The sequence below is a fragment of the Nitrospira sp. NS4 genome, from assembly GCF_049546785.1.
In the GTDB taxonomy this organism is placed as follows: Bacteria; Nitrospirota; Nitrospiria; order Nitrospirales; family Nitrospiraceae; genus Nitrospira_D.
In genome coordinates this window covers 105794-131967 of sequence record NZ_JBMWAN010000004.1, presented here as the reverse complement: position 1 = coordinate 131967, position 26174 = coordinate 105794, and the positions used below count along the sequence as shown (strand labels likewise).

Here is a 26174-nt window from a genome sequence, read left to right as displayed (position 1 = left end):
TCGCGGAAGGGGAGGCAGGCGTCATGAAACAGAGTGTGGCCCTCGTGCTGGCGGTAGTGGTGATGGCCGGGTCGTTCGGCTGCGGCGGCCCGGAAGAGCGCAAAGCCAAGTATCGCCTCCGCGCGCAGGAATACTTCCAACAGGGGAACTATCCGAAGGCCCGTGTGGCCCTGCGGAATGTCCTCAAGATCGACCCGAAGGATGCCGAGGCCTACTTCCTCTATGCCCAAGTCGAAGAAAAGGAGCGCAACTGGCGAAATGCGGTGGCGGATTACCAGCAGGTCGTCGAGCTGAATCCCGACCATGATCGGGCCTGGATCAAGCTGGGAAAGTATTACCTCGAAGCGCGGGCGCTGGACATGGTCGGCCAAGCGGCTGATCGCGTGCTCGCCGGCCATCCAGGCCACGTCGGCGCGCGCTCTCTCAAGATTGCCGCCATGGCGGTGGGGGGGCGGGTCGAGGAGGCCATCACGCTAGCGGAACAGTTGCAGGCCGAGGTGCCGGCCGATATGGATCCCGTGTTGTTGCTGGCGTCGCTGTACACGGCTCGTGAACGGACGGCGGACGCGGTCCCGGTGCTCCGGCAGGCCCTGGATCTGCATCCCGAGAGCATCGAATTGCTGGACGCGCTGGCCATGACCTATATGCGGGGCGGCAAGCCCGCTGAGGCGGATGCCACGTTGCAGCGCATCATTGCGCTGGAACCCAAGATCCTCGATCACCGGCTCCGGCACGCGGCGTTCTATGATCAGCAACAGCAATACGACAAGGCCGAGGCGGTGCTCAAGGAGGCGATCCGGCTCGACCCGGAGAACGAAACGCGCCGGCTGGCGCTGGTCGAGTATGTGGCCAAGCGGCGCGGGTTGGAGCAGGCGGAAGCTTCGCTGTTGGAGGCCCGCAAAGAACTGCCGCGAGCCGTCAAGCTGTGGTTCGCGCTCGGGGGGTTGTACGAATCAACTCAGCGGGCGGACAAGGCGCGCGAGACGTACCAGGCGATTCAGGAGCAGTATCAGAAGAAGCCGGAAGGACTCGAGGCTCAGGTGAAGCTCGCGGGCCTCGATTGGGCCGCCGGCAAGACCGAGGACGCGGAGCGCCGGCTGCAGGACGTGCTGAAGGAAAACTCCCGATCAGCGGAGGCGCTGCTTCTGCGGGGCAGGATCGCCCTCCAGCGCGGCAACGGCAAGGATGCCACACAGGACTTTCGGTCCGTGTTGAAAGACCAGCCGGAATCGGCTGACGGGTATCTGTTGCTCGGCCGGGCCTACCTGATGACCGGTGAAACCACGCTCGCGCGTGAAAGCCTGGATAAAGCCGTGGGGCTCAATCCCGGCTTGACTGACGCCCAGACATTGCTGGCCAGACTCGATGCGTCCGCCGGGCGGATCAAGGAAGCCCGTCAGCGGATCGATGCGCTCGCCGCCAAGGATCCGGGCAACGTCGCCCTGCTGGGTCTGATGTTTCAACTGCAAGCGCAGGAGAAGGAGTGGGGCCAGAGCCGGGAGACATTGACGAAGCTGCGGGCAGCCGGCGCAGACCAGGCCGCTGCGGATTTGGCGGAGGGACACCTGGCGGTGGCTCAACAGCAATGGGAGCGGGCGGAGGCGGCCTATGTCCGGGCCGCCGAGCAGCGTCCCCTGGCCCCGGAGCCGCTCCTGGCCCTGGTGCAGCTGGGGATGAATCGCGGCCAGGCTGCTCAAACCCAGGCCCGGCTTGAAGCCCTCTTGGCGGCACATCCGGGGCATCCCTATGCCGACGGGTTTCTCGGCGAGGTGCTGCTGGTGAAAGGGGATCCCTCCGCGGCGATGTCGCACTTCGAAGCGGCCGCGCGGCTCAATCCGACATGGGCGACTCCGTGGGTCCATCTGGCGCGTTCACACTATGCGGCTAAACGCATGGCGGAAGGCGATACCGTTCTGCTGAAAGGGGTTGAGGCCGGTGCCGAGAACGAACAGCTCCGGTTGTTGCTCGCGACGAGCCTGGGCGCCCAGCGACGGTATGAGGAGGCGATCGGGCAGTACGAGGCGGTGCTGCAACGGAATCCGAAGTCGTTGCTGGCGGCGAATAATCTTGCGGCGCTGCTGATCGACCAGAAGGGCGATCCCAAGAGTCTGGAACGGGCGTTGGAGCTGAGCCGGCCGTTTGAATCGGCGGCGCCCAGCCCCTATCTGCTCGATACGCTCGGCTGGGCCCATCTCAAGCTGGGCCACGGGCCGGATGCGGTGCGGGTGTTGAAGCAGGCGGCGGCCCTGGTGCCGGACCATCCCGTGCTGAACTACCATCTCGGCGCCGCCTATTCAAAGACCGGGCAGCGCGCCGACGCGATTGCGCATCTCAAGAAAGCCGTGGCGTCCGGGAAGCCGTTCGACGGACTGGATGATGCCAGGGCGCTCCTGGCGGAGGTTGCAGGATGACCTTGTCGCTACGCATCGGCTTACTGTGTCTCTTCGCCTGTCTGATGCTCGGTCTGGAAAGCGGCTGTCTGGGCACGACCCCGGTGCAGGGGGCTGTGGAGACGGGGGCGGAACCCACCTACCTGCTGGGTCCCGAGGATGTGTTGAAAATCTCGGTCTGGAAAGATGAGCAGCTGACGCAGGAAACGGTGGTGCGCCCGGACGGGATGATTACGTTCCCGCTCATCGGGGAGGTCACGGCGGCGGGCCGGACGGTGGAGGAGGTCCGGAGCGACATCGCGAAGCGCCTGGTGAAGTTTATCCCGACTCCCAATGTGACGGTCACGGTGCTCAAGGTGCTGAGCTACCGTATCTATGTCCTCGGGCGTGTCAACAAGCCGGGAGAGTTTCTGGTCGGCCACCACACGGATGTGCTCCAGGCGCTGAGTCTGGCAGGAGGCCTCACGCCCTATGCGTCCGAGAACGACATCAAGATCATGCGCCGTGGCGGAGGCGATCAGCAGGTCTTCCGCTTCCGGTACGGAGATGTGCAGAAAGGCAAGGACCTGAAGCAGAACCTCCTGTTGCAGCGCGGCGACGTGGTGATGGTGCCGTGACCGAATGGGACTCCCGGCTGTCGACTTCAAGCCTGTGCGTATCGGGATCCGGCTGTGTCTGCATATATTGGCCGGATTGTGCGGCGTGGTGATGCTGCTGTCGAGCGCGTTCAGAGGAGCGGCGGACGCGGCTGAATGGTCGATGGAGCCGTCGTTGAGCGTGAAAGGCGAGTACAACAGTAATTTATTGTTGTTCGAGGGCGATAACGAAGTGTGGGGGCACTGGGTCAGTCCGGCCTTGAAGTTCAAGGGCAGTACTGAATCGTTGGAGGTCGAAGGGAGCATCAAAAGCGATTTTGTCCAATACTACGGCGTCGAGGATAGAAGCCTGACGAATCTGTATTTCCCGCTTCGGACGGCGTACCGCTCGGACCGGCATACATTGGGGTTTGAGGGTGGTTTTACGCGGGATAACACGTTGATGAGCGAGTTGAAGCAGACGGGATTCGTGTTGGGCTTTACCCAACGAAGCCTGTGGACGGCGATGCCCAGCTGGACCGTCGGCATCACGGAGCGGCTGTCCTGGAAAAGCACATATCAGTTCATGGATGCGCAATATCAAGATGGATTGAAATTCGGCCTCGTGGATTATCAGGTTCACGGCGGCACAACGGGAGTGACCTATAACATCGGGTCGTTGGACCAAGTCCAACTGACCGGCGAGTATACGCTGGCCCGCATGCCCTCCATCAATCAAGACTCGACCTATTACGGCGCGCAGGCCGGATGGACACATGACTTCGGCCACGAGATCACCGGTTCCCTCTCCGGAGGAATCCGGTTCGTGAGCGCGACGCAGGAGATTCCAGGCGGGGCATTGACCGACCATGAGACCGTCTGGGTCTACAGGGCCAGTCTGCAGAAGAGGTTTGAGCGGTCCGTGATTCAGCTGGAGGCCGGCCGCGACATCAATCCCAGCGGGTACGGTCTTCTGCTGCGGACCGACCGTGTTGGCGGAGTGCTGTCTCACAACCTGACCGAGACCCTGACGGTGTCTCTCGCGGGAAACTTATATTTTGTGGGAGGCATTGTGACGAATGCATCAAGCCGCTCCGTGCCGGAGTCGAAGTTCCTCTATGTGAACCCGAGCCTGTCGTGGAAGATCAGTCCATGGTGGACGGTCGATGTCGCCTACACGTATTCGGAGCGCGCCGTCGACAGTCTGAATCAGTGGAATTTTTCCAATGCGACCTTTGTGATGCTGACGTACGGAGGGCAGAAGTGGGCGGTGTCGAGATGACCGGCGGACGGGCGCCACAGGGAGCAAGAACCGTGGATGCTCCCGGCAAAGATGTGCATGACTATCTGGCCCAGCTGCGCCGTCGCAAGACCCTCATTCTCACGGTCGCCGCGGCGCTGTTCGCGGCCAGCGCCGCGCTGGCATTTCTGCTGCCGGCGGTGTATCGCTCGACGGCGACTATTCTCATCGAGGAACAGGAAATTCCGCCGGACCTCGTCCGTTCGGCCATCGCGACCTATGCCGATCAGCGGATCGAGACCATCAAGCAGCAAGTCTTGAGCCGGTCGACATTGTGGAAGATCGTCGAACAATACGATCTCTACAAAGATCTTCGCAAAAGGAATCCGACCGAAGAGGTGCTGGGCCGGTTCGTCAAGGACATCCAAATCGACGTGATGAATGTGAAGGTCATCGACCGGCGGACGCAGAATCCCACCCAGGCCACGATTGCCTTTACGCTGGCCTACGACGGCGAGAGCCCAGAGCTGGCGCAGAAGGTGGCGAACGAGTTGACCAGCCTGTTCCTGGGCGAAAACCTCAAGACCCGCGAGCGGCATGCACAGGAAACCACGTCGTTCCTGAAACGGGAGTCTGAAAACCTGTCGCATCACATTCAGGAGGTGGAGCAGAAGCTCGCCGAGGTGAAGCAGCGGGCCGAGGGCGCACTGCCGGAGCTGGTCCAACTGAACATGCAGCTGATGAGCCAGGTGCAACGGGAAGTCATCGACACCGATCGGGACATCAGAAGTTTGAAGGAGCGGAAAACCTATCTGGAAGGGGAGTTGGCCTCGCTGAAGCCGCATACGCCGATCATCAGCGCGAGCGGGGAACGATTGCTGGATACGGGCGAGCGGTTGAAGGCGCTCCGCGCCCAATATGCCAGCATGTCGGCGTATCTCTCGCCCGAGCATCCCGATATCATCAAGATGAAACAGGAACTCTCCTCGCTGGAGAAGGAACCGGGCGCGACCGACGGGCGGGACGAACTGTCGAAGCGTCTCATGGCGGAACGGGCGTCACTCGCCGATTTGCTGGAACGGCTGGGGGAGGCGCATCCCGATGTGGTGCGCTCTCAGGGCGTAGTGGCCTCGCTCGAACGCGAACTGCAGGCTGCGACGGCCAAGCCCCAGAAACTCTCCTCCGTTAAGCCGGAGAATCCCGCTTATATCAATATTCAGTCGCAGCTGGCGTCAACGACGGCCTCGCTGCAGTCGCTGGAAGCCGCACGGGGAGATCTGAAGCGGCGCATGGCCGAATACGCCAAGCGTGTGGAGACGACACCGACGGTCGAGCCCGAGTATCTGGATCTGGTCCGGGATCGGGATAATTCTGTCCGTAAGTATCAGGAGATCACGTCCCGGCTGATGGAGGCGCAGGTCTCCGGTGAGCTGGAAGTGCAGCGGAAGGGCGAGCGGTTCTCGCTGATCAATCCGCCTGAGCTGCCGGAGAAGCCCGATCGGCCCAACCGCCTGGCGATTGTGCTGCTGGGCGCGTTTCTCGCGGTCGCCGGAGGGGTGGGAACCGGCATGGCGGCGGACAATGTGGATCGGACCATCCATACGGCCGAACAGCTGGCTCGCGCCATGGGGACGGCCCCGCTGGCGGTGATTCCCTATCTGCCGTCGGAGGACGAAGTGGCGCATCTCGTGCGCCGCCGTGCGGCGTTCGGTCTCGCCGGTCTCGGGGTCCTGGTGGTCGGTGCGGTTATCCTGCACCTGGCCTGGATGCCGCTGGATGTGCTGTGGTACTCGATCTGGCGAAAGCTTGGCTGAGCCGGGAAGAAGAGGAGAGGGTCGATGGAATATCTGCAACAGGCGCTGGAGCGGTTCAAGCAGCAGCAAGGATCAGAGGAGGCACCTCCCCGGCGTCCCGCCGGATTCCCTTCGCCGGTGCCACCGGCCATCGTCTATACGGCGACGAAAACCGTCGAACTCACCGACCACACCGTGCGTGCCCAGCGTCTCATCACCGGCTGTGAGGGAGGCCCCTTTCTCGATGCGTACAAGCTGTTGCGGACGCAGGTCGTGCAACAGTGCCGTCAGAAAGGGTGGAATGTCGTCGGCGTCACGAGTCCGACGTCTCACGAAGGGAAAACGCTCACGGCGGTCAATCTGTCTGTCGCCCTGGCGATGGATCTAACCCACACGGTGCTGCTCGTCGATGCGGACATGCGCCGGCCCGGCGTCCACCAGGCCTTCGGCATGGACAGCGCTCCGGGCTTGGCCGAGCATCTCTTTGACAACGTTCCGCTGGAGCGGCTGTTAGTGCATCCGGGGATCGGCCGGTTTGTCTTTCTTCCCGGGGGACGAGGGATCAGGAATTCCGCCGAGGCCCTGGCTTCGCCCAGGATGGCGGGGCTGGTTGAGGAACTGAGGCACCGGTATCCGGCCAGGCTGCTGGTGTTTGATTTGCCTCCCCTGTTGTCGCGGGCCGATGTGCTCGGATTCGTCCCGCACATCGATGCGCTCCTCCTGGTCGTCGAGGAAGGCCGCACGGCGTCGACGGATGTGAAACGCGCCATGGGGCTGCTGAAGGGGAGCGTGCCGATTCTCGGGGGGGTCTTGAACAAATCCGGTCGGGCCGACATGACGCCGGGCCGGGCGAAAGACCTGCTCCTGTCCTATTCGGGGTGACGGACAGATGTACGAATCCTATTATCGACTCGACGCGAAGCCCTTCACGCTGCTGCCGGACCCGGGATATCTCTTCCTGGGAACCAGGCACAAACTGGCGCTGAATCTGTTGGAATACGGGCTGACGAACGGAGCCGCCTTTATCGTCATTACCGGCGGGCCCGGGACTGGGAAGACCACCCTCCTGAACCGTGTGCTGGAACAATCGCGCCATCAATGGACCATCGGCGTTCTGTCGAACACCCATGGCGGGTTGGGCGGGCTCATGCCCTGGATCACGGCTTCCTTCGGGCTGGAGACCAAAGGGAAGAGTGAAGTGGAGCTGTTTCACGAGTTCGGAAGATTTCTGGAAGGGGAACAGGCCGCCGGCCGGCGCGTGCTCCTGGTCCTCGACGAGGCGCAGAACATCGGCGCGACGATGCTGGAGGAACTCCGCCTGTTATCGAACCTCAACGACGGGCGGAGGCGTTCGTTGCAGATCCTGTTGTCGGGACAGCCGGCGCTTCGGGAACTCTTGGAGGGGCCGGCGATGGAACAGGTCGCCCAGCGGATCTCGGTGGACTATGCGCTGGAGCCGTTGGCCGAAGAGGAGGCCGTCTCGTACATCGGCCATCGCGTGCGTGTGGCCGGAGGGCAGAGGCCCCTGTTCTCCACGCTGGCCTGCAGAAAGGTCCATGCGTTAACCGGCGGGGTTCCGCGATTGATCAACCAGCTCTGCGACCATGCCCTGGTGTACGGGTATGCCGCGCAGGTGGAGATGATTACGGCACAGATCGTCCTCGATGCCGCGCGCGTCCGGGACAGGAACGGGCTGCTTCCCTTCCGGGCGGTTCCGGATGAGATTGCGCCGAGCCGGAGCGACCTTGATGTGGAGGCGGCCGAGGTGGCCGAGAATGCTGCGGCTGTGAGGGATGCGCCGGCGTCATCGACGAAGACTGAGCCGGCGGCTGAGACCGACCCGGAAAGACTTTACCGTCAGGCCCTCGCGTTGAAACAGGCGGGAGACTGTTCCCGGGCGATCGCCCTGTTTGACCGGCTGACTGCGGACATGGTGTGGGGCGTCAAGGCCCTCGCGCAGAAAGGCCTCTGCTTGAATGAGATCGGCCGGTCCCAGGACGCGGTACGGCAGTTCGAGCGCCTGCTGGGTTCCGGCCGGGGGACCGCCTCAGAACAACTCAATGTCCGGTATCTTCTCGCCCGGACGCTGGAATCCCTTTGCCAGCCGCAGGCTGCGCGCGATCACTATTGCGCCATTCACGCGGAAGAGCCGGGATTCCGGGATGTCGAGGCCCGTCTCCGCCGTCTCCCTCCGGCATGGAGCCTGGTCTCATTCCGTTCGCCGGAAGCGATCAAAGACCTCGCAAAACACTACTCGCAGCGCCTGCGCGCCTGCTTTTAAGCCCGACGGCCTGTCGTTCTAGTCTACTTCGCGGCGCGCGACTCTCCACAGAAACTCCATTCCCTCATGAGTTAACCGAGATCGGAACCAACCGTAACCTGGCCGTAATCATCTCTTCATATTCTGCGTCTCGCTTGTGTGGCCATGAGGGAAGGGACGCTGATGAAGACGACGGTGTATGGACGGGTGTGGACGTGTCTGTGGGTGTTCGCATGTGTCGGTTTGTCCGGCGCTCCTGCCATGGCAGGACAGCTGGAGGATCTGCTGCTCGAAAACAAGCAGATTTCGATCGACCAGTGGGTGAAGCTGAAAGCCGAGGAAGAAAAACGGGAGGCGAAAGCGCTGGAAGAGAGCCGCGGGGTAGGCGACGTGCCGGTGCGGGAACGCTGGTACGAAAAGATCAGTATCCGTGGCTACGCGCAACTCCGCTATAACCACACGATCAATAACGAACTCCTCCAAAGCAATCAGGGCGATCGTTCCATCTCCGGGAACAACGAGTTCTTTCTCCGGCGGGCCCGCGTCATCATTAGCGGACAGCCGCATGAACGGGTGTTTGTCTACATTCAGCCGGAATTCGCCGGGCTCGTGAACGGCGTGGAGCAGGTGGCTACATTGCGGGATTTCTACAGCGACCTCTTTCTGACCGAGAACAAGGAATGGCGCATCCGGGCCGGTCTCTCAAAGGTGCCCTATGGCTTCGAAAATATTCAGTCCAGCCAGAATCGACTGGCACTCGATCGTAACGATGCGCTGAACAGCGGGGTGCTGAACGAACGGGATTTGGGTTTCTTTTTATACTATGCACCGACTTCAGTTCGGGAACGGTTCCGCCGCTTGGTGGACAGCGGGTTGAAAGGGTCGGGCGACTACGGGATGCTGGGCATCGGTGTGTACAACGGCCAGGGGGTGAACGTTCGCGAACAGAACAAGAATAAGCACATGGTCTTCCATTCGGCCTATCCCTTCGAGTTTCCCAATGGCCAGATTGTCCAAGTGGGGATGGATGCCTATACGGGGCAATTCAATGTCTCAACCACCCCGGTTGTGCCGGCTTCGACGCTCAACGGGGATCCGGTCACGCCACGTGTGACGAACGGCGGTAACTATCTCGATGAACGGGTGGCGTGGCACGCGGTGTTGTTTCCCCAGCCCTTCGGCCTTCAAGCGGAGTATACGTTGGGCCGTGGCCCGGAGCTGAACGAGGCGCGCACCGACGTCGTGTTGGGCACCATTCGCGGCGGCTATGTGCAGGCCTTCTACAAATACCAGTGCGATCTCTATTGTCAGAGCATTATCCCTTTTATACGCTGGCAGGAATATTACGGAGGCAGGAAGTTTGAGGCCAATGCGCCGCGCAACACTGTGCGTGAGCTCGAATTTGGCCTCGAATATCAGTTCAACCGCGCGCTGGAGTTGACGGTGATGTATACGTGGACCCAGCGGACCTCGTCGGATGCCACGCAGCTTCCGGTGAACTCCTGTTCCGCCCCCGGATCGCCGGTCGGCTGTACCCAGACTCCCTATCAACTTCAAACCGGCAATCTCCTCCGGTTCCAGCTGCAGTGGAATTTCTAATCCGGCCGGTGTCAGCAGCCGCGCAGGGCCTGTTGCACCGGCTCGCTGAGCGGTGGTCGTAAGCTACGGAACGGGCGGTGAAGCGCCTTGCGGAAGCGGCGCAGGCTGGGGAGGAAGAAGCGAGTAGCGCACGATCACTTCCCGCCGGTCCGGCTGGAACCAGCGTGCCGGCCAGGATCTTGAGGCGGGTCGTTCAGCCGAACGCGGTTCGAAGTAGAGATGTCCCCGCTGGGGCGCGAGCGCCCGCAAGGGGGTCAGGCGGTCATCGGTGGTGTCGGCGACCCCGGCGTCAGCCATGTAATGGGTGCGCGACCGGTAGTTGGCCACGATCACATGCAGATCTTCCCCCTGTACGAAGAGTCCTCCCGATGTGACGTCCCGGCTGATGGCGCGTGCGTCGGATGATTCATAAAACGTTACGATTTCTTCCGGCGTGGCCTTACCGAGCGCGATGGCCAATAAGGGCGCAAAGAACGCCACCTCACGTTCGGTAAAGGCTTGATGCCGGCGCGGCTGGGAGGTTTCGTCGTAGAGGGGAAGTTTTGCCAGCGGTTCTTCGAACATGACCCCTCTCAAAACCGCGGCCATCTGCTGTGCGGTGAGCGTCAAAGGATGCGAATGACCGGCATCCTTTTCCACTGTGGGGTCGGTTTCCAGCCTCACATACGCCGCGGGAGTTTCAAGAATCGTGACGGTCGTGAATTGACTGGTTCCGCAGCCTCCCAACAGGGCGGTCGTGAGCAGAACGGCCAGGCAGGAAGTCCGGGTGAGAAAGCAGGGCATGTGAGCAGTCATAGCCGGGTCTGCACCCTCAAGGCAATGGGTGAGAAGACGGGAGCGATATGGGCTAATCACGAAGTTTCGGCGATTCTTGCGCCGATGCCGCACGTACCGGAGCGTTCCACATCATCGTCAGGCGGTTTAACTCCGCCGTCGCGAGCGGGTAGTAGCCTTGTGCAATGACGGTTTGCTGCCCTTGCTGGCTCAAGGCGAATTTCACATATTCGACCAGCGAGGGAGAGGCGACCGTCTTGGGGATCTTATTGACGTAGAGATACAGGTTGCGTCTGAGGGGGTAGGATCCGTCCATGGCCGACTGGAAGCTGGGCGCAACGTAGCGTCCGCCCTGCACCGAGGCCAGCGGAACAGCCCTGACGCCTGACGTCTGATAGCCGATGCCGCTGAATCCGATCCCGAACCGGTCCTTCATCAATTCAATCACGACCGAGGCCGATCCGGGCGCCGGTGTCATGGTCTTTTTCAACGCCGCTCCGTTCAGCACGTGCTCCCGAAAGAAGGTGGTGGTTCCTGATTGGACGTTTCTTCCATAAAGATGGATCGGGGCCTCCTTCCATTCTCCATCCAGGAGCAGATCGCCCCAGATCAGCAGCGGATATTTGAGTCCACGCCGGCGCTCGTTGGAGAATATCGCGTCGACTTCGGCCAGGGTCAACCCTTCGATGGCATTGTCTTTGTGCACAAATACCGCCAGCGCATCGACGGCGACCGGAACCTCCGTCGGTTCGTACCCGAACTCTCGAATGAACTCGGCGATTTCCTCCTTGTTGATCCGGCGGGACATGGCCGCGATCTGTGCCTTCCCTTCCAGGAGTTTCGCGAGCCCCGCTTCGGATCCCTCGCTTGTTACGGAAATTTTGAGCCCGGGATAGAGCTGCCTCAGGTCGGCAGCCCAGGATTCAGTCAACGGACGCATGGTTTCAGATCCCGAGATGGACAAGGACCCGCTCAGGCTTCCCGAAGTCTGGTAGGGGACGATCTTCTGGTCTAGCTCGGGTCTGACCTGTCCTGCGGCGGGACTTAACCCAATCCAGAGGGGCGCGATCACGCCGACAAACAGATTTAAGGCCACTTGGCTGAAGGAGACGATACCAGCGCGGTCCCGCATATGTGTCCTCTCCGAAAAGGGGTGAATGCCATTTGACAACCGCTCTACGGTACGGGAGCGTGATTGCGGCCAGGTCAATGAATTGTTAACTCGGCGTTAACTCGGTTTCGCTGAATGGCCCGGTCGTTTTTACCAGAGTAAATTTACTGACTGTTAACATGGTTCTAACGGCGGTGTTTACATTACGGGGTAGTGTGGCGACCCATGAGTACGCCAATCACGACGATGAGCACTGTTTGCGAATCCATTCTCATATTCATGAAGGAGGATTCGCTCGCACAATCCCTGAAGAAGACGTTTGAGTCGAACGGCTATCGCAGTATTGCGGTCACCGCCGAACCCGCCGCCTATGCTGAGGCGAAGGCGGCCGTTCCCGCGCTGATTCTCATCGATCGTCGGCACAGTACACCGGCCGCTCTCAGACAGTTTCGCGCCATAAAACACGTGCCGATTATCGCTGTGGACGGAAGCACCAGGTCATGCAGCGATGAGGAGTGTATTGACGATTACAACAACGATATCGATCTGGTGGTGTGTAGTCAGAACCCAAGGGAATTACTCGCCAGGGTCCGTGCCATTCTCCGGCGGCGCGATCTCCCCAAAGAATCCACCACTCACTATGGCGCCGGCAATCTTCGAATGGATCTTGACCGGCATGAAGTGACGATCGACGGGCGCCATGTCGAATTGACGCCGAAAGAGTTCCAAATCCTCCGACAGTTTCTCGAGGCTCCCAGCCGGGTGTTCTCCCGCCAGGACATGCTGAATCGCGTCTGGGGGGAGGGGTATGCCCTTGAGGAGCATGCGCTGGACGTTCATATCCACTCTCTCCGCCAAAAAATCGAAGCTGATCCGACGCATCCCCGGCTCATTGTGACGGTACGGGGAGTCGGGTACAAGCTGCGGGCATAGCCACGTCTTCGTTGTCTCCGTTTCTGCAGCCCACGGCCCCCCCCCAAAAGGAACACCCCGCCCTTCCGCATGCTGTGCGGCAGAGGGGGAAGTAGCAGGAAATGGGAATAGGACTCGAACGGTTAGAATTCGTCGACAGACACGGGATGGAGCAGGTCGCGGACGGAAAGAATGCCGACGACCGCCCCGCCGTTGGTCACACCCAAGTGGCGCGTCTGATGCTTGTTCATGAGGTCCGCCGCTTCGGTCAGCGGGCGGCGTTCCTCAATCCCGACGATCGGGCTGCTCATGATGTCTTCGACCGGGACGAAGTACGGACCCCGATCTGCGCCGACGACTTTCTTGACGATATCGGATTCCGTGACGATGCCGACGACGTGTCCGTTCTCGGCGATCAGCACGCTCCCGACGTTCCAGGTTTTCATCAGCCTGGCGGCGTCCACCACCGACGTGCCTGCATCGACGGTGACAAGGTCTTTCTTCATCAATTGTCCGACTGTAACCATCTGTTCCTCCTTGTAATTATTGTATTGATCGGATTCTACCCACCAGGCATTGCGCCTGTGTTAGATGTGCATTACCGGCGGGTAAATTTCAGGACAGTTGCCCGGATTCGAGGATGGTGCCGGGTGTCTGTTGTAGTTGCGGCGAAATGACAGCGTGAGTGTGAAACGGACCTCAGAGGTCAATCTGTCCCCAGACTTCACGGGGCAGCGGTGTCGGCCGGCGCCGTAGCGTCTCCTGAAATGAACGATAGACGTGCGCCGCTATGTGCTCAGCGGAATCAAAAGAGATCACACTGCAGAGTGGAGGACGGAGGGCTTTCGCCGGCGGCATTATAGGCGATGACGGTGAAGGAGTATCGCTCCCCGGTCGGTAACGCCATGCGCAGGTGTGTGTCTGGTCCTGAATCAAAGGCATAGTCGGCCCCGGTGGATTCCCCTCTGACGTAGACCCTGTATCCGTTCGTATTGCCGGAGGGGTCAGGGTCCCAGGTCAGCGCAATCGACCTCGTGACGGGCCGGCTGTCGGCTCCCTCCGATTGCGGTTGAGTGTTGTTAAGGGACGTTCCCGGATACGGGCCGGTTCCATCATCCGTCGGCAGATGAGTCTGATCTGTCGTATCTCCGGACGGCCCGGGAGCGGACGGACCGGCCGCTTCGCCGTTTTCTTCCATCGGGGCCTGTGACAAGGAGGGAGGTGAGTCGGACGACCCTTGTGAGCCGGCGCCGGGCGCTTGAAGGTCGCCACAAGAGGTGAGCAGGGCCCCTGAGAGCATCAGGCACAGTATGGATAGGACCAACGATCTCTGGTGCATGCTGTACCCCATTAACTGGATCAGGCGGCCGGTGTCGTCGTCCTCGCAGTTCTACGTATATTGAAAAAACGCTGTTACGCGGCTATCGGGATTCGTGTAACAGGCCCGTTAATTGTGCGCGGGAGTTTCCGCCTGCGTCCTAATAGGTGGCAGCGGCAGTTATCGCGGTGGGAAGCGCGTGTATGTTCTTCCCGTCGGATTTACCGGATCTTAAGAAAGCTGCAACGCATCGGTGATCAGCCTTGAGTAGAAGAGAGGGAGTATGTTCGGAACTTTGATCGGAATCTTTCTCACCTCCGCCGGGATCGTCATCGGCGCCGACACGGTGTTGTGGGGGGTGGGGGTACCCGGGCCTGTGCGGGGAGAGAAGCATTGCATCCCCGGTGAGCGAAGCGTGGCGGTGTTCGAGGGATGGTTCGGTGAAGACCGTGCGCTGTACCGGCAGTTCCACGATCAGTGTCACGTACTGGCGCGATCGAAGAAGCCGCTTCATCTCGAGGTGCAGGCGGACCGGCTGATTCAGCGGTTGGAACAGACCTATCGGGAGCGGACCGGCCCGTTCCCACCGCAGGCCGCCAGTCTGCCTCCTCCGGTCAGCAAGCATGTGGCCTCGGTGGCAGTGGCAGGATTCGACGGAATCACCCCCGTGGTGACCGTTCGGGAGCTCCGTTGGGAAAAGACGCGCAAAGGGCGGTGGCGCCTCATTACCGAACGTATCGGGAAGCTGAGCATGGACGGCTGCGGGGCGAAGTTCCTTGGTGAAGACGGCATTGCCTCGTTGTTGCTGGACAGCAGCGCACAGTTCGGCCGTGAGAAGCAGCGCTCCGACGTGCGCGACGCGGCCCGGGCGAACCGGCTGCGTGCCGAGGAGCAGTGTTTCCTGTCGACATTCACGGTCGAGGAGGCGAAGTCGCTCTACAAGCTGGCTGTGAGGTTGACAATCGATCATGGAGACATGGTGCATATTGATCCCGGAGCGGTCGGCGGCAGACTGCACCTCGTGACGATTCCCAACGAAGGGTCCCTCGATGAGGAGCGAATCGATCCGGAAGCGTACCTGGAATAGCAGGGAGAAAACCGTTGGACGCACGGACATGCGGCGGCTTGAATGAAGGAGGTCGGTATGATCGCTGGAATGAAGAGCGCGGGAGTTCTCGTTCTTTCACTCGTACTGTTTGGGGTCATCGTCGGCCTCCTGGCCATCGGGACAGTCATGAAACCGGGCCGTTGGAGCGACCGGCCGAGGGGCGCCTGCTAAGGCGGTAGATAAGAGAGGTTCAGGGATTCTCTCGACCTTTGCCCGATCCGGAAAAAGGCTTTCAGAGTGAACGGGAAAGGCCACAGCAATTGATCGATTGTGTACGTATAACGGCGATGTTGGACGATAATAAAATGGTCGTATGAGAAGACGAGCCAGAGGGTTAGCTGGCGATTCTGATGGCAGTGAGGAACGTCATCCGTCACGTTAGGGCCTGGTGCTGAGAGCGAAGGCCAGCGTGGTTGAGGCATGTGTCTTTCGAAAGGAGCTCCGTATGCAACGGTTCCGCAGCAACCTCTTATCCCGTATTCACATCCTGCTGATCTCAGCAGTTGTGCTCGTTCTTGTCGGCGCTTGTGCGGGAGTTCCTGAGCCGCAGGATTGGATTAAGGTCGGCGAAACGACGAGAGAAGACGTGGTCAAGCGATACGGCCAGCCGGATCTTGTCATGGCTTCCGAAGAGGGGGAAACGGCCATCTATCGCGCAAGGGATTCGAGGGGATCCACCCCCCCGATGGAAATTCCGACCGTGCAAGCGGGCCCTTTCGGGACGGCGACCACCAGGATGGAGCCGGTCAAGCCGGGAATGCGCAATGGATCGGGAAACGGCAGACAGCAGGAAAGACCTGAGCAGGAGCTGCAGATCCGTTACAACGCGCAAGGTATTGTGCAGGAAATCATTCGATAGTGTTCACCTCAGCCATCGCTGATCGAAGGCCGGAATCCGCCTGCCTGTCATCTCTGTACGACTTGTCTCGTAGAGCAAAGAATGGAAGCGAGTGAAGGAGGAGGCGCCCATGCAACACAACACGGTCACGATGGCCGACAAGAAAACGATTGCGATCGTGGCGCACGACAATAAGAAACAGGACTTGCTGGCCTGGGCCAAGTACAATCGCGAGGCCCTTGGCGGCCACCAGCTCATTGCGACCGGAACGACCGGCAAGTTGCTCCAGACGGAGCTCGGTTTGCCTGTGACGCGGCTGCAAAGCGGTCCCCTGGGAGGAGATCAGCAGATCGGCGCGAAGATCAGCGAGGGCGCGGTCGACGTCCTGATTTTCTTTTGGGACCCGCTGGAGCCGCACCCCCACGATCCGGATGTGAAGGCGCTGCTTCGTATTGCGGTGGTCTGGAACATTCCGATCGCCTGCAACCGGGCGTCCGCAGATTTTCTCATCTCATCCTCGCTCATGCCGCAGGAGTATGAGCGGCTGGTGCCGGATTATGAAGAGCATCGTAATCGCCCTGTTCGGATGGATGGGGCGTAGCGGCTGCCGGCAGATAGTTCATTGAGATCGTCAGTCGAGCACTTCCTGTACGATGCCGCGAGCGTCGTAACGAATGCGGATCTCCCTGCCAGGGCGGTCTTGTGTCCCTGCTGCGACGTGTCGAGCGCCCAATCCCCGAATGACGGGTCGGGATGTGAAGGTCATTTTGCCCTCCGGGCCGGCCTCAACTACTTGGGCTACCGGCGGGGGAGGCGAGGCGGGCAGAGAGGCGACCGGGCGATAGGTCGCGGTTTCGCCCTCCGATGAGAGGCGGACCATGTCCGGCTGGCCGTATCGTTCGATGACCTCGTCCTTTGTCGTCACGCCGATCTGGATCCAGGACGACCGGTCGGCATCGGTCGCGCAGGACGACAGCCCCATTAGGCAGCCAATTCCGATACAGCACACAATGAGCGAGAAAGGCCATCGGGCTTTTGTGACGGTCATTGCATGTCTCCCTTCACTCAAAAGGTCTGTTTAGTATCCGCTGGCCGGAAGGACCGAGACCGCATGCCAGGTTCCTTTGGCGACGAGGGGCGATGGTCATATAGGAGCAGTCATGCGAACCTTCTTTGAGGCCTCATCTTACCATTTTTCACGGAATCTAAACCTTCCTCTTTTCTGATTCTTCCCTTGTCAGACGGACATCATTTCTTAACGCCCCCGTTATGAGTTGTTGAGAATGGACAGATCGATCCGTAACGGACTTCTGTGAGAGTGCCGCCGTGTGTGAACGCAGAAACGGGGCGGCCAAAAGAAGACTGCAGCTTCTCTTATGCCGCTTCGGAACCTCGGCATCGCACACGCAGCCACCCGTTTCGCGGCCGTTCACGCATGCACCAGGCGGAAGGGCGCGATGGCACAGCCGCTAGGATGAGGTGTATCCGGTCAATTCGAGAGAACAAGGTTCGTAACAGCAGGCTCGCTGCTCCTGGTCTCATCCGGGGCAGTGAGGAAATCCAACGAGGAGACATTTATGACGCGAATCAGAAAGTCGATGACGAAATGGGGGCTTTCGGTAGCGCAGGTCGGCCTGGCGGTTTCCATTGCGGCGGCACCTGCGGTGCCGACTCAGGCGAGTGATTTCGACGGGTTTGATGGACTGGATTTCGGGACGATTGTCCAGCGGGGAATGGAGCGGTCATCTCTGACATGGTTTGGCGTCGGCAAGCCGCTCAAGGAATCTGCATCGCCGACGACTGGAAATTACCGGACGCCGGCGCAACAAGCCTCGGAGCAGGTGCTTCTCGCCGAAGGCCTCAGGGCGGAATATGTCACACGCAATGCCGCGAATGCCGCCGACATGTTTGCGTTCTGGCCGAGCGATGATAATCCGTCCCACCTCATTTTCTGCATTGAGGGGGGCCGTCAAGATCTCGGAACCTTCTTGCCCGGTGGATTTCTGAGGAAGTTCAATCCTGCCGTGCAGCGTATCAAGCTGTCGGACGGGTCGGTGGAGACCATCCTCCGCGGGACTTCGTCCTGCGATGGTATTCGCCGAACACCCTGGCAGACGATCCTGGCGACCGAAGAAGCCAGCGACGGCGGTGCGTATGAGATCATCAATCCACTGGCCGTGACGAACCAGACGATTACAGACCGTGCGTTGGGCAGCATCGTCGACCAGAACGGGCTGCCGTCTACCTCAATTGTTAAACGGACCGCATTACCCAGGATGGCATGGGAAGGGATCGGTATCACGCCCGAAGGGGTGGTGTATGCGGGGGACGAGCTTCGTCCCGGAAGCCCGGCCAACGCCGATGGGGGTGCTATGTTTAAGTTCGTTCCTGTTGTCCCGAGAACAGCCACTGGTCCAATCGCCTCGCTGGCCGATTCTCCGCTGGTTGCCGGCAATGTCTATGCGTTGCAGGTATCCTGTCAGAGCTCCTCCCAGCAATTTGGGCAGGGGTGCGAAATCGGCAATGGTGCCTGGATCAATGTGAGCGCGGCGAACGCCCGTACGGATGCCAATAGCCTGGGCGCTACCGGTTTCTATCGTCCGGAAGATCTCGAAGTCGATGAAATGTATCAGGGACCGGGAATTCGCTTTTGCTGGACGAATACCGGCTTGGCTGAGGGAGGGAACTATGGGGAAGTCCTGTGCGGTGTCGATTCCGCACCTCTGACAGGGAGCGCGACCCAGCGTACCGTTGTCGTAAATCGGTTTGTTGAGGGCGATGCCGATTTCAATCAGCCGGACAACTTCGCGTTTCAACCGAAGACCGGCAATCACTACGTCATCGAGGATAATCCAAACGGCGATATCTTTGCCTGCCTGCCGGATGGCACCGACCGCGATATCAAGACCGACGGTTGTGTAAAGATTCTTTCGGTCAAGGATTTCTCCGCGGAGCCGACCGGCTTTAAGTTTACGGCGGATGGCAGAACTGCCTATCTCTCGATTCAGCACAGCAACGACGGGTCGATGGCGAAGGTCGACGACTACGCAACCGACGATATCATCAAGATCACCGGATTTCGTATTCCGTTCCGATTTGAACGATAGGTGCGTGAGAATTACGCATCTCCTGTTTGTGTGAAGCGATGCGCGCGCCGGTCAGTCCGGCGCGCGCATCGCCGAACGAGGACGCTCCATCCGCATCAGGTGCCTGTCACTCCATCCTTCGAGTCGACCGCCGAGTCGAGATGCTGGAGGGGATGCACGCTTTCAGAAAGCGCCTGCTGCGAGCCGGAAGCTCCGGCGGATGTGATCAGTTTGAGGCTCTCTGAACGCAAGGGAGGCTGTGGTCACCGTCTGTGATCGGGCAGCCGGTCAAAGCTGCCCGAATTTTCCAGGCCGGCCGCGAAAAAGTGATTGGAGCAGGCCCGATCCTGCAAGAGTCCGGGGAACTGAGCGTGAAATTGAAGCGGCCTTCGATCAGAGGTTGTTTATGCTCAAGGAGCGGATAGTGAAGTTGGTCGAGCCCGCGGATCCCACAGGTGCTGCCGACAGCAATCGATGAACACGAAGTTCGAGACGGGGAGTCAAGATGGGACGATCTTGCTCTTTCTCCAGCGGTCGCTGCCATAGATCGGGGTGCGGGCCCGGCTGGGTTGTGGAGAGCGGCGGCGGTGGCGATTATGAGCAATCACCCGGTCGACGACATCTCCGCAGTGGAGACAGCGAAGGGCGGTGAGTCGCAATCCTCCCTCGCAGATGAGTTCTGGCACACTCAAACCGGCACAGCGGGCGCACTGCATGACTGCTCCTTGGTTACGCGGTGGTCAGTACCGGAGAGCCCACGTGGGGGGCTCTCCCGGCTGAATCGGACAGGACAGGCACGGTTGCGCTCCCGACCTGTTCACGAATCGGGAGGATTCCCTCGCAGACCGGCCCGAACTGAAAATCCGCCAGCAGCTGCTGAAGCCGGCCCGCCGTTTTATCGAGATTCAAGTAATGACGGAATTCGGAGAGTAGGGTGCCCTGCATGCGCGGTTGCCCGGCATCAAGCTCCCAGGATCGCATGTAGATGACGATCGGTTGGTTGAGGGCTTCGATGCGGGACAAGAGGGATTTTGTCAGCGGGTAGCTGAACGCCCGGATACACCCGCCTCCTCCGATGGCGATGCGAAATCCTCCGACATTGATGGTGGAAGGGGGAATTTCCCAGAGGCGGTGTCCATTCCACTCCTGTGAGTGGATCCATTCGCTGGCGCCGGAAACCCCCGCCAGGTCATGCACGATGGGAAGCACGCTGCTGTCGTACAGAAAGCCTTCTTCGGCCACGATCGGCAGAGCCCACGGCGTGTGGGTGGTGATGCTCAGGCTGGGGGCACGGAATCCGACGACCGGGCGTCCGGTGACATCCTCCAGGATGCGTTTGGCCTGACGAACGTCCTGCCGGAAACTGTCCGGTGTTTGAGCGGCGACCAACTGGTGTCCATAGCCGAGGCAGGCGATCTCGTGGCCGGCCTCCGAAACCCTGTGGATCAGCGACGGGTGCTGCTCGGCCAGCCACCCGAGCGCAAAAAACGTGGCTCTGGTTGACCGGAGCGCCAGTATGTCAAGGAGCCGTTCAACGCTTGCCCGGATCCGGCTCCGATACGACGACCAACCGCGCCGCCGCATGGGCGAGTCGAACCGCGAGGCGTGAAAATGCTCCTCAAGATCGAAGGTCAGAATGTGGCGGGGTTGATGGTTGGTACCTGGCATCGTGGTCTCCTCGGTAAAGTCGCCGCCCGGGGCTTACCCCTTCTCCTGGCAGGAAGGGGCAAGCGCGGGGAGCCAGGTGCGCGAAGGACGGGCGGCTGGACTCCAATCGACGGGCATGGCGGTGGCAGTGTCCAACATAGGTTTGAATTTCCTGCGGTCTCCTGCTCGACGCCGGTGAGGCAGGACAGACAGGAGAACGCGTTTGGCTGCGGGGATGAGTGGCTGTCGTGGCGATGGTTCGGTATGAGCCATGCGGCGCTCCTTGTTGTGGAGGAACATACCGCATGACTGTGCACAGGATGGTCAGGGCTTGATCAAGTTTCTGTAACAGGTGCGCAGGCGTTGTGTCGCGAGACGGCGCGTTACAAGGACGGGCCGACAGGCATGGCGGGTGCGCGATGACTGCAAGAGGATCGTCAGGAAACGTCGATTCGGTCTTCTCCGGGCGATTAAATGACTGCCTGCCTGTTAGCGGTCTGGCCGGCAGGCGAGCGGTTCCCACTTCGTGGAGCGCCGGTCCTCATCGAAAAAGACGCGGTACCCCACACAGCGAGAGTTTCCCGAAAGGAATTCGTACTCCCAGACCTCGGTGCCGCTCGGTAGCTGTTTGAGCCGCTGGGGGTAGCCGAATTGACGGATCATGTCGTCCTGTGTGAGCCGTCCGACGCCGGCTTCGAAGGCCTCAACCCGGGGATGGCCGCAAGACAGAAGGAGAGGCAGAAAACAGAATGGGACGAAGAAGCAGAGTCTACGGATGAAGGTCATCGTCATGGCGGAAGACTGCGACCCGGTGATCTTGCGTTCGAATCATGCAGTGTCGGGGCAAGGAAATCAAGCAGCCGTCAAGGGCGGAACGTATTCGTCCGGCGGAAATTTCACCGGAGATTGGCCAGGAATGCTGAGCTGCGGGTGGCTGACCAGACTCCGTTCAATGGCCCGTTGACACCATACAGTCAATTCGCGGCAATTGCTGGTCGAGCTTTCGACCGGAGCCGAAAATGATAGCTGTACCTGTGTTGCCGGCCGAGCCAGGACATTCATGATTGACGACAGCAGCGACTGGTTGCCGGCAACGACGTTGTCGGCGTCGCGCGAGCCATCCGGCCGCTTGTATGTGATGGCCAGGGGCCAGACCAACGCTTCGGCCTCGATGGCCGATGCAAGCAACTCAGAATGAAAGGCTTGGCGCGATGTGTCATCGTTCGTCGTTCCTTCACGGAGTAGTGCGACGCAATGGCCGCGCCGGAGGGATGCACTCACTCCTTTCGCCACCCGCGCCACGTCGCGCGGGCTGGTTCGTGTCACGAACAGTGTACCGGTCCTGGCGGCCATCCAGCCTAGCAGCGGGTATTGCCTCACCTCCGCCCTGGCGACAAAACGCACGCGGCGACAGGTGTTGATGACGAGGATGTCGACCCACGACACATGATTGGCCACAAACAATACGGATGACACTCGGCCGGGGGGTGTTTCCCCGCGCAGCTTGAGACGAATTGCCAGGATGTCCAGGGTCTCGAGGCACCAGCGCTGGATGATCATGTCCCGATCGGCAGAGCGGAGGTGAGGCAAGACGGCTCCAATGAGGAACAGTCCTTCCAGCAGCTTCATGACGAGGCGGCAGCCTCGTGTCAGCCGGGTCAGGCGACTCGTGCGTGATTGTGGCATGGTGTTCCCCTGAAATGCCGGACGTACCGTGGATCCATTCCAGACAGAGGCAAGAGCAGCAACAAATCCGCTGTGTTGAGCCGCTCATTCCAGCTTGGTTCGCCGCAGATATAGGCCCCGAGGCGCAGATACTCCTTTGCCGACGGAGCAAGGCCCGGCTTGCCGTCGTGCTGATGGGAAGCGATCGGGTAGCGGCGATGCGGGACGACCCTCCAGTAGTCGGGACTCGGGCGGGTATTACGGAGGCTGAGGTAGGTCCCAGCCGCCAGGCTTCCTCCGTCAACAAGGCTGATGCTTGCGCAGCCCATCAGGTACTCGTACCCTCCGGTCAGCAGGTACTGAACCAGTCCGGCCCAAAGCCGCAGGATGGTCCCGCCCCTGCGATAGTTGCGATGGATACAGAGCCGGCCGGTTTCGACCATGCGGGGGACAAGCGGTTTCAAATTGATGAGGTCGAATGCTGTTTCTGCATAAAATTGGCCGGCCTCTCTGGCTTGCGAGGGGGAAAGAACACGGCAGGTGCCCACCACGTCATCAGAGTCGATGTCACGGACAATCAGGTGATCGCAATAGGGGTCGAATATATCCGCATCGATGCCCGCCGAACGATTGGGGAGCGCGATGCCGCACTCATCGGCGAAGACTCGATATCGGAGCCGCTGCGCCTCGCGCAGTTCCCATGCGGACTTGGCCAGAGTCACGACCAACTGCGGTGGCTCGGTGCCGTCCCTCATGAGCGGGCCCACAATGCCTTCTCCTGTACGTGTGTGATGGCCTGTCGTAAGCCTGGCGGGGCGGTGTAACAAAGACGTTAACTCACGGTGAGTCCTCCGTAAATTCGAGAGGAGGAAGGTGGAGCTGGAGGAAGCGCCTTCTAAAGGCATTGGGCCAAGGGGGCAGGATTAGGGATGGAGCGGGTGAAAGCTACTTGTTGGGGATGAGGTCAGACAGCTTATACCCGAGCGATTTCACGGACACGATCGCCTCATTCAGTAATGGAAGTTTCTGTTTGAGGCGACGGATGTGGACATCCACGGTTCGCGTGGTGCCAAAGTAGTCATAGCCCCACACGGCATTGAGGAGGACATCGCGTGTCAGCACCCGTCCGGGATTCCGCAGCAGGTGTTCGAGGAGGCCGAACTCCTTGGCCGTCAGAGTGACTTCTTTTCCCTCGACAATCACCTCGTGGCGTGAGAGGTCCATGATCAATGGGCCGTAACTGTACGACGTGTGTTTGGTGTCGTTCGCCCGTTCGAGGCGGCGAAACAGAGCTTTGACCCTCGCGACCAACCCCTTGGGGCTGAACGGTTTGGAGATGTAGTCGTCGGCTCCAAGCTCGAGGCCGACGATCGTGTCGGACTCTTCGGATTTGGCCGTCAGCATGATGATGGGCAAGAGGGCGGTCTCCGGTGCGCTCCGGACTTTTTTGCACAGCTCCAACCCGTCCATTTCAGGGAGCATCAAATCCAAAACGATCATGTCGGGATGTTCGCTCCTGGTGAGCCTCAGTCCCTCGCCTCCGGTGTTGGCATGGAGGGTCCGAAACCCCTCCTTCTCCAGATAGATCTTCACTAACCGGGCAATATCGGCCTCATCTTCGACGATGAGAACTTTTTTGGGGTTGGAAGTGGTCATAGGGTGACAGGGTTCCAGAGGTGGGCCAATCAGCCTGCCTCAGCCTAGTGGGGGAACTATACTTCGGCAATGTTACGGGCGTATTAACGAAGAGAATGGTCTAAAAGTGTCGGGTTGGGTTTGATGGCGATGACCAGGGGAATTTGATGGAATGCCGATCCTGTCCAGCACAAGCTAAAAAGCGGAATTAACGGGATGAACGTAACGCTTTCAAGCCATTGACACACAAAGATAAATCGGGAAAGCGGAGTTAAGACAGTGGATGCAACAATACGCAGGAGTCAGCCGTAACGCATCTGGTGCGACGTTACACGCATCTGAGCCCTCATATCTGCAAGAGGCGGTCGAAAGAGTTTCTGCGTTTGGGAAGGCTCAGGCGAAAGAGCTGGCGAAGCCCGAGGGGAAGCAGGAACCGGAACGGGTGGAAATGGCGGAGCCGGAGGAAGTCCTCAGTTCTGCTGCAACCGGACCTGGAACCGGAAAGACGGTCCAGGGGCTATAAGCAGCCGAGTTATAAGTTGCGGGATTTATTGGTGGCGGTGACCCGGATTGAACGGGTGACCCGCGGCTTATGAGTCCGCTGCTCTACCAACTGAGCTACACCGCCATACCGATGAGGAGATCCGCAATCGAGGGGGAATGATATCCGAAGAGCTGTCGGGGTGTCTACTGGAGACTTGCGCAATTTTTCCACCGTCATTCGTCTGCGTCGGAAGCGGAAGGCGGTTGAGGGGGGCGTCCGGGGATCTGTTTCTGTCGAAGCAGTTTGGTGAAGTAGGTGCGTTGAAGCTTCAGCGCTTCCGCGGCTCTGGTCTGGTTCCATCCGTTCTGCTGGAGCGCGCTTTCCAGCACTTTCCTGCTGTAGGCCTCCATGATCTCGTGATAGGCCCGGTTCGACGTGTCCATCGAGGAATCCTGCGAAGGCGCGGAGGGGAAGGCCGTCAGCGACAGATGGTCCGGCTCAATCGTGGTCCCCTCGCAAAGAATGACGGCGCGGGTGAGCACATTCTCCAGCTCGCGGATATTTCCCGGCCACTGGTATCGGCGCATCAGTCCCAGGGCCCGCTCGCTCAGCTGATACCGGCGGTGGGAGCTGAGCGCGGCGGCGCGTCGCAGAAAATGACCGGCCAGGGCGGGCAGATCATCCAGCCGTTCCCGCAAGGGCGGCAGGGTGCTGGTGATGACCGCCAGTCGATAGTAAAGGTCCTCCCGGAACGTGCCGTGGCGGATCGCCTGATGCAGGTCTTTGTTGGTGGCGGCGATGAAGCGCACATTGGCCCGGATGAGCTGGGTACCTCCGACCCGGTAAAAGGTCTGATCCTGAAGCACGCGCAGGAGATGGCTCTGCATGAGGAGCGGCATATCGCCGATTTCGTCCAGAAACAATGTCCCGCCTTCGGCGATTTCGATCTTGCCCGGTTCCCGTTTCAGCGCGCCGGTATAGGCCCCGCGTTCATGTCCGAACAGCTCGTTCTCCAGCAGGTTGTCGGGCAGGGCGGCGCAGTTCACCGCCACGAAGGGCTTGGCATGTCGCGGGCTCCAGCGGTGAATGGCGCGCGCGATCACTTCCTTGCCGGTGCCGGTTTCGCCGAGCAGGAGGACGGTCACCGGGGAGGCCGCCGCTTGCTTGGCAATGGCCAGTTGCGCCGCCATTTTTGGGTTCGTGCTCACGACGGGGTCGTAATGGCCCTCGACTTCTTTCCGCAGGACGTCGACGTGGCGGTCGAGCGCCAGGGTGTCGAGCGCTTTCTTAATGACAACGGTCAGGTGGTCGGCGGTAAAGGGTTTCGTGAGAAAGTCGAACGCGCCCAACTGCATGGCCTGCACCGCTCGTTCAATCGTCCCGAACGCGGTCAGGATGATGACCAGCGGCGTCGTGTAGAGGGGGGAGGGGGGATCTGAATCGGATCCGGCCGGGCCGGCGCTCGCGTTCCGGACCTGCTGCAACACCTCGAGGCCTGAACGACGGGGAAGTTCCAGATCGAGGAGGACGAGGTCCGGGGATTCCTGTTCGATGAGCCGCAACGCCTCCTCGCCGTCCCCGGCCGTCAGGGGTTCGTGCCCCATCCAGGTGATGCGGTTTTCCAGGCCGAGCAGGATATCCCGGTCATCATCGACGAGAAGAATTTTGGCGCGCATACGGTGCTTGTCCCCTCTCTCTCTTGCGGGAGTCTAGCGACGTGGTGCGCGAAAATATACGCC

24 protein-coding genes and 1 tRNA gene are annotated in these 26174 nt (G+C 60.3%); 13 read left to right on the top strand and 12 right to left on the bottom strand.

Features of this window, described 5'->3' with window-relative positions; genetic code table 11:
• Positions 1-23: 23 nt before the first annotated feature.
• The 7 genes from ACO9S2_RS12540 (at position 24) to ACO9S2_RS12510 (ending at position 9857) form a co-directional block, all read left to right on the top strand.
• On the top strand, positions 24-2411 hold the full coding sequence (locus tag ACO9S2_RS12540) for a tetratricopeptide repeat protein (RefSeq protein WP_423722697.1): 2388 nt from the start codon (positions 24-26) through the stop codon (positions 2409-2411).
• Positions 2408-3007 carry a polysaccharide biosynthesis/export family protein gene (locus tag ACO9S2_RS12535; RefSeq protein WP_423722695.1) on the top strand — a complete coding sequence of 200 codons (600 nt, stop codon included), beginning with the start codon at positions 2408-2410 and terminating at the stop codon, positions 3005-3007. Before ACO9S2_RS12540 ends, ACO9S2_RS12535 begins: the two co-directional genes overlap by 4 nt.
• 4 nt (positions 3008-3011) lie before the next feature.
• Positions 3012-4247, top strand: coding sequence for a hypothetical protein (locus tag ACO9S2_RS12530; RefSeq protein ID WP_423722693.1), 1236 nt, complete (start codon positions 3012-3014; stop codon positions 4245-4247).
• Complete coding sequence (locus ACO9S2_RS12525) at positions 4229-6019, top strand: Wzz/FepE/Etk N-terminal domain-containing protein (RefSeq protein ID WP_423722691.1); 1791 nt, start codon at positions 4229-4231, stop codon at positions 6017-6019. Before ACO9S2_RS12530 ends, ACO9S2_RS12525 begins: the two co-directional genes overlap by 19 nt.
• A 24-nt stretch (positions 6020-6043) precedes the next feature.
• Complete coding sequence (locus ACO9S2_RS12520) at positions 6044-6880, top strand: CpsD/CapB family tyrosine-protein kinase (RefSeq protein ID WP_423722690.1); 837 nt, start codon at positions 6044-6046, stop codon at positions 6878-6880.
• Between the two features lie 7 nt (positions 6881-6887).
• On the top strand, positions 6888-8279 hold the full coding sequence (locus ACO9S2_RS12515) for an AAA family ATPase (RefSeq protein WP_423722689.1): 1392 nt from the start codon (positions 6888-6890) through the stop codon (positions 8277-8279).
• A 162-nt stretch (positions 8280-8441) separates the two neighbouring features.
• A complete protein-coding gene (locus tag ACO9S2_RS12510) occupies positions 8442-9857 on the top strand; it encodes a porin (RefSeq protein ID WP_423722687.1) in 1416 nt (471 codons plus the stop codon).
• Positions 9858-9920: 63 nt separating this feature from the next.
• Here the strand turns inward: ACO9S2_RS12510 and ACO9S2_RS12505 are convergent, their stop codons facing one another.
• A complete protein-coding gene (locus ACO9S2_RS12505) occupies positions 9921-10640 on the bottom strand; it encodes a hypothetical protein (RefSeq protein WP_423722686.1) in 720 nt (239 codons plus the stop codon).
• A gap of 64 nt (positions 10641-10704) precedes the next feature.
• Positions 10705-11763 (bottom strand): PstS family phosphate ABC transporter substrate-binding protein, encoded by a 1059-nt coding sequence (locus ACO9S2_RS12500; protein ID WP_423722684.1) that lies wholly within the window; start codon positions 11761-11763, stop codon positions 10705-10707.
• 204 nt (positions 11764-11967) lie between these two features.
• On the opposite strand from ACO9S2_RS12500, the gene ACO9S2_RS12495 reads away from it, so the two are divergent.
• Positions 11968-12675, top strand: coding sequence for a response regulator transcription factor (locus ACO9S2_RS12495; protein ID WP_423722682.1), 708 nt, complete (start codon positions 11968-11970; stop codon positions 12673-12675).
• A gap of 122 nt (positions 12676-12797) precedes the next feature.
• Here ACO9S2_RS12495 and ACO9S2_RS12490 read toward each other — a convergent pair whose 3' ends face one another.
• Together ACO9S2_RS12490 and ACO9S2_RS12485 are read right to left on the bottom strand one after the other, a co-directional pair.
• Positions 12798-13181 (bottom strand): cyclic nucleotide-binding/CBS domain-containing protein, encoded by a 384-nt coding sequence (locus ACO9S2_RS12490; protein ID WP_423722680.1) that lies wholly within the window; start codon positions 13179-13181, stop codon positions 12798-12800.
• A gap of 278 nt (positions 13182-13459) precedes the next feature.
• Positions 13460-13852, bottom strand: a complete 393-nt coding sequence (locus ACO9S2_RS12485; RefSeq protein ID WP_423722679.1) for a fibronectin type III domain-containing protein — start codon at positions 13850-13852, stop codon at positions 13460-13462.
• Between the two features lie 403 nt (positions 13853-14255).
• On the opposite strand from ACO9S2_RS12485, the gene ACO9S2_RS12480 reads away from it, so the two are divergent.
• The 4 genes from ACO9S2_RS12480 to ACO9S2_RS12465 all read left to right on the top strand — a co-directional run bounded on the left by ACO9S2_RS12480 (position 14256) and on the right by ACO9S2_RS12465 (position 16519).
• Positions 14256-15059 (top strand): hypothetical protein, encoded by an 804-nt coding sequence (locus ACO9S2_RS12480; RefSeq protein ID WP_423722677.1) that lies wholly within the window; start codon positions 14256-14258, stop codon positions 15057-15059.
• A 57-nt stretch (positions 15060-15116) separates the two neighbouring features.
• Positions 15117-15251, top strand: a complete 135-nt coding sequence (locus ACO9S2_RS12475; protein WP_423722676.1) for a hypothetical protein — start codon at positions 15117-15119, stop codon at positions 15249-15251.
• A gap of 274 nt (positions 15252-15525) precedes the next feature.
• Positions 15526-15939, top strand: coding sequence for a hypothetical protein (locus ACO9S2_RS12470; RefSeq protein ID WP_423722674.1), 414 nt, complete (start codon positions 15526-15528; stop codon positions 15937-15939).
• A gap of 109 nt (positions 15940-16048) precedes the next feature.
• Positions 16049-16519: a methylglyoxal synthase gene (locus ACO9S2_RS12465; RefSeq protein WP_423722673.1), complete on the top strand. Its 471-nt coding sequence runs from the start codon at positions 16049-16051 to the stop codon at positions 16517-16519.
• A gap of 30 nt (positions 16520-16549) precedes the next feature.
• Here the strand turns inward: ACO9S2_RS12465 and ACO9S2_RS12460 are convergent, their stop codons facing one another.
• Positions 16550-16966: a hypothetical protein gene (locus ACO9S2_RS12460; RefSeq protein WP_423722671.1), complete on the bottom strand. Its 417-nt coding sequence runs from the start codon at positions 16964-16966 to the stop codon at positions 16550-16552.
• Positions 16967-17495: 529 nt separating this feature from the next.
• Between ACO9S2_RS12460 and ACO9S2_RS12455 the strand changes: the two genes are divergently transcribed.
• On the top strand, positions 17496-19025 hold the full coding sequence (locus tag ACO9S2_RS12455) for an alkaline phosphatase PhoX (RefSeq protein WP_423722670.1): 1530 nt from the start codon (positions 17496-17498) through the stop codon (positions 19023-19025).
• Between the two features lie 708 nt (positions 19026-19733).
• Here ACO9S2_RS12455 and ACO9S2_RS12450 read toward each other — a convergent pair.
• The 7 genes from ACO9S2_RS12450 to ACO9S2_RS12420 all read right to left on the bottom strand — a co-directional run bounded on the left by ACO9S2_RS12450 (position 19734) and on the right by ACO9S2_RS12420 (position 26111).
• The gene (locus tag ACO9S2_RS12450; protein WP_423722668.1) at positions 19734-20672 is read right to left on the bottom strand and encodes an XrtA system polysaccharide deacetylase; all 939 of its coding nucleotides are present in this window, start codon (positions 20670-20672) and stop codon (positions 19734-19736) included.
• Positions 20673-21140: 468 nt separating this feature from the next.
• Complete coding sequence (locus ACO9S2_RS12445) at positions 21141-21443, bottom strand: hypothetical protein (protein WP_423722666.1); 303 nt, start codon at positions 21441-21443, stop codon at positions 21141-21143.
• 60 nt (positions 21444-21503) lie between these two features.
• A complete protein-coding gene (locus ACO9S2_RS12440; protein ID WP_423722664.1) occupies positions 21504-22337 on the bottom strand; it encodes a lysophospholipid acyltransferase family protein in 834 nt (277 codons plus the stop codon).
• A complete protein-coding gene (locus tag ACO9S2_RS12435; protein ID WP_423722663.1) occupies positions 22310-23083 on the bottom strand; it encodes a GNAT family N-acetyltransferase in 774 nt (257 codons plus the stop codon). Before ACO9S2_RS12435 ends, ACO9S2_RS12440 begins: the two co-directional genes overlap by 28 nt.
• 178 nt (positions 23084-23261) lie before the next feature.
• Positions 23262-23972, bottom strand: coding sequence for a response regulator transcription factor (locus ACO9S2_RS12430; protein ID WP_423722662.1), 711 nt, complete (start codon positions 23970-23972; stop codon positions 23262-23264).
• Positions 23973-24503: 531 nt separating this feature from the next.
• A tRNA-Met gene (locus ACO9S2_RS12425) sits at positions 24504-24579 on the bottom strand.
• Positions 24580-24668: 89 nt separating this feature from the next.
• A complete protein-coding gene (locus tag ACO9S2_RS12420; protein ID WP_423722660.1) occupies positions 24669-26111 on the bottom strand; it encodes a sigma-54-dependent transcriptional regulator in 1443 nt (480 codons plus the stop codon).
• Between the last annotated feature and the right edge of the window lie 63 nt (positions 26112-26174).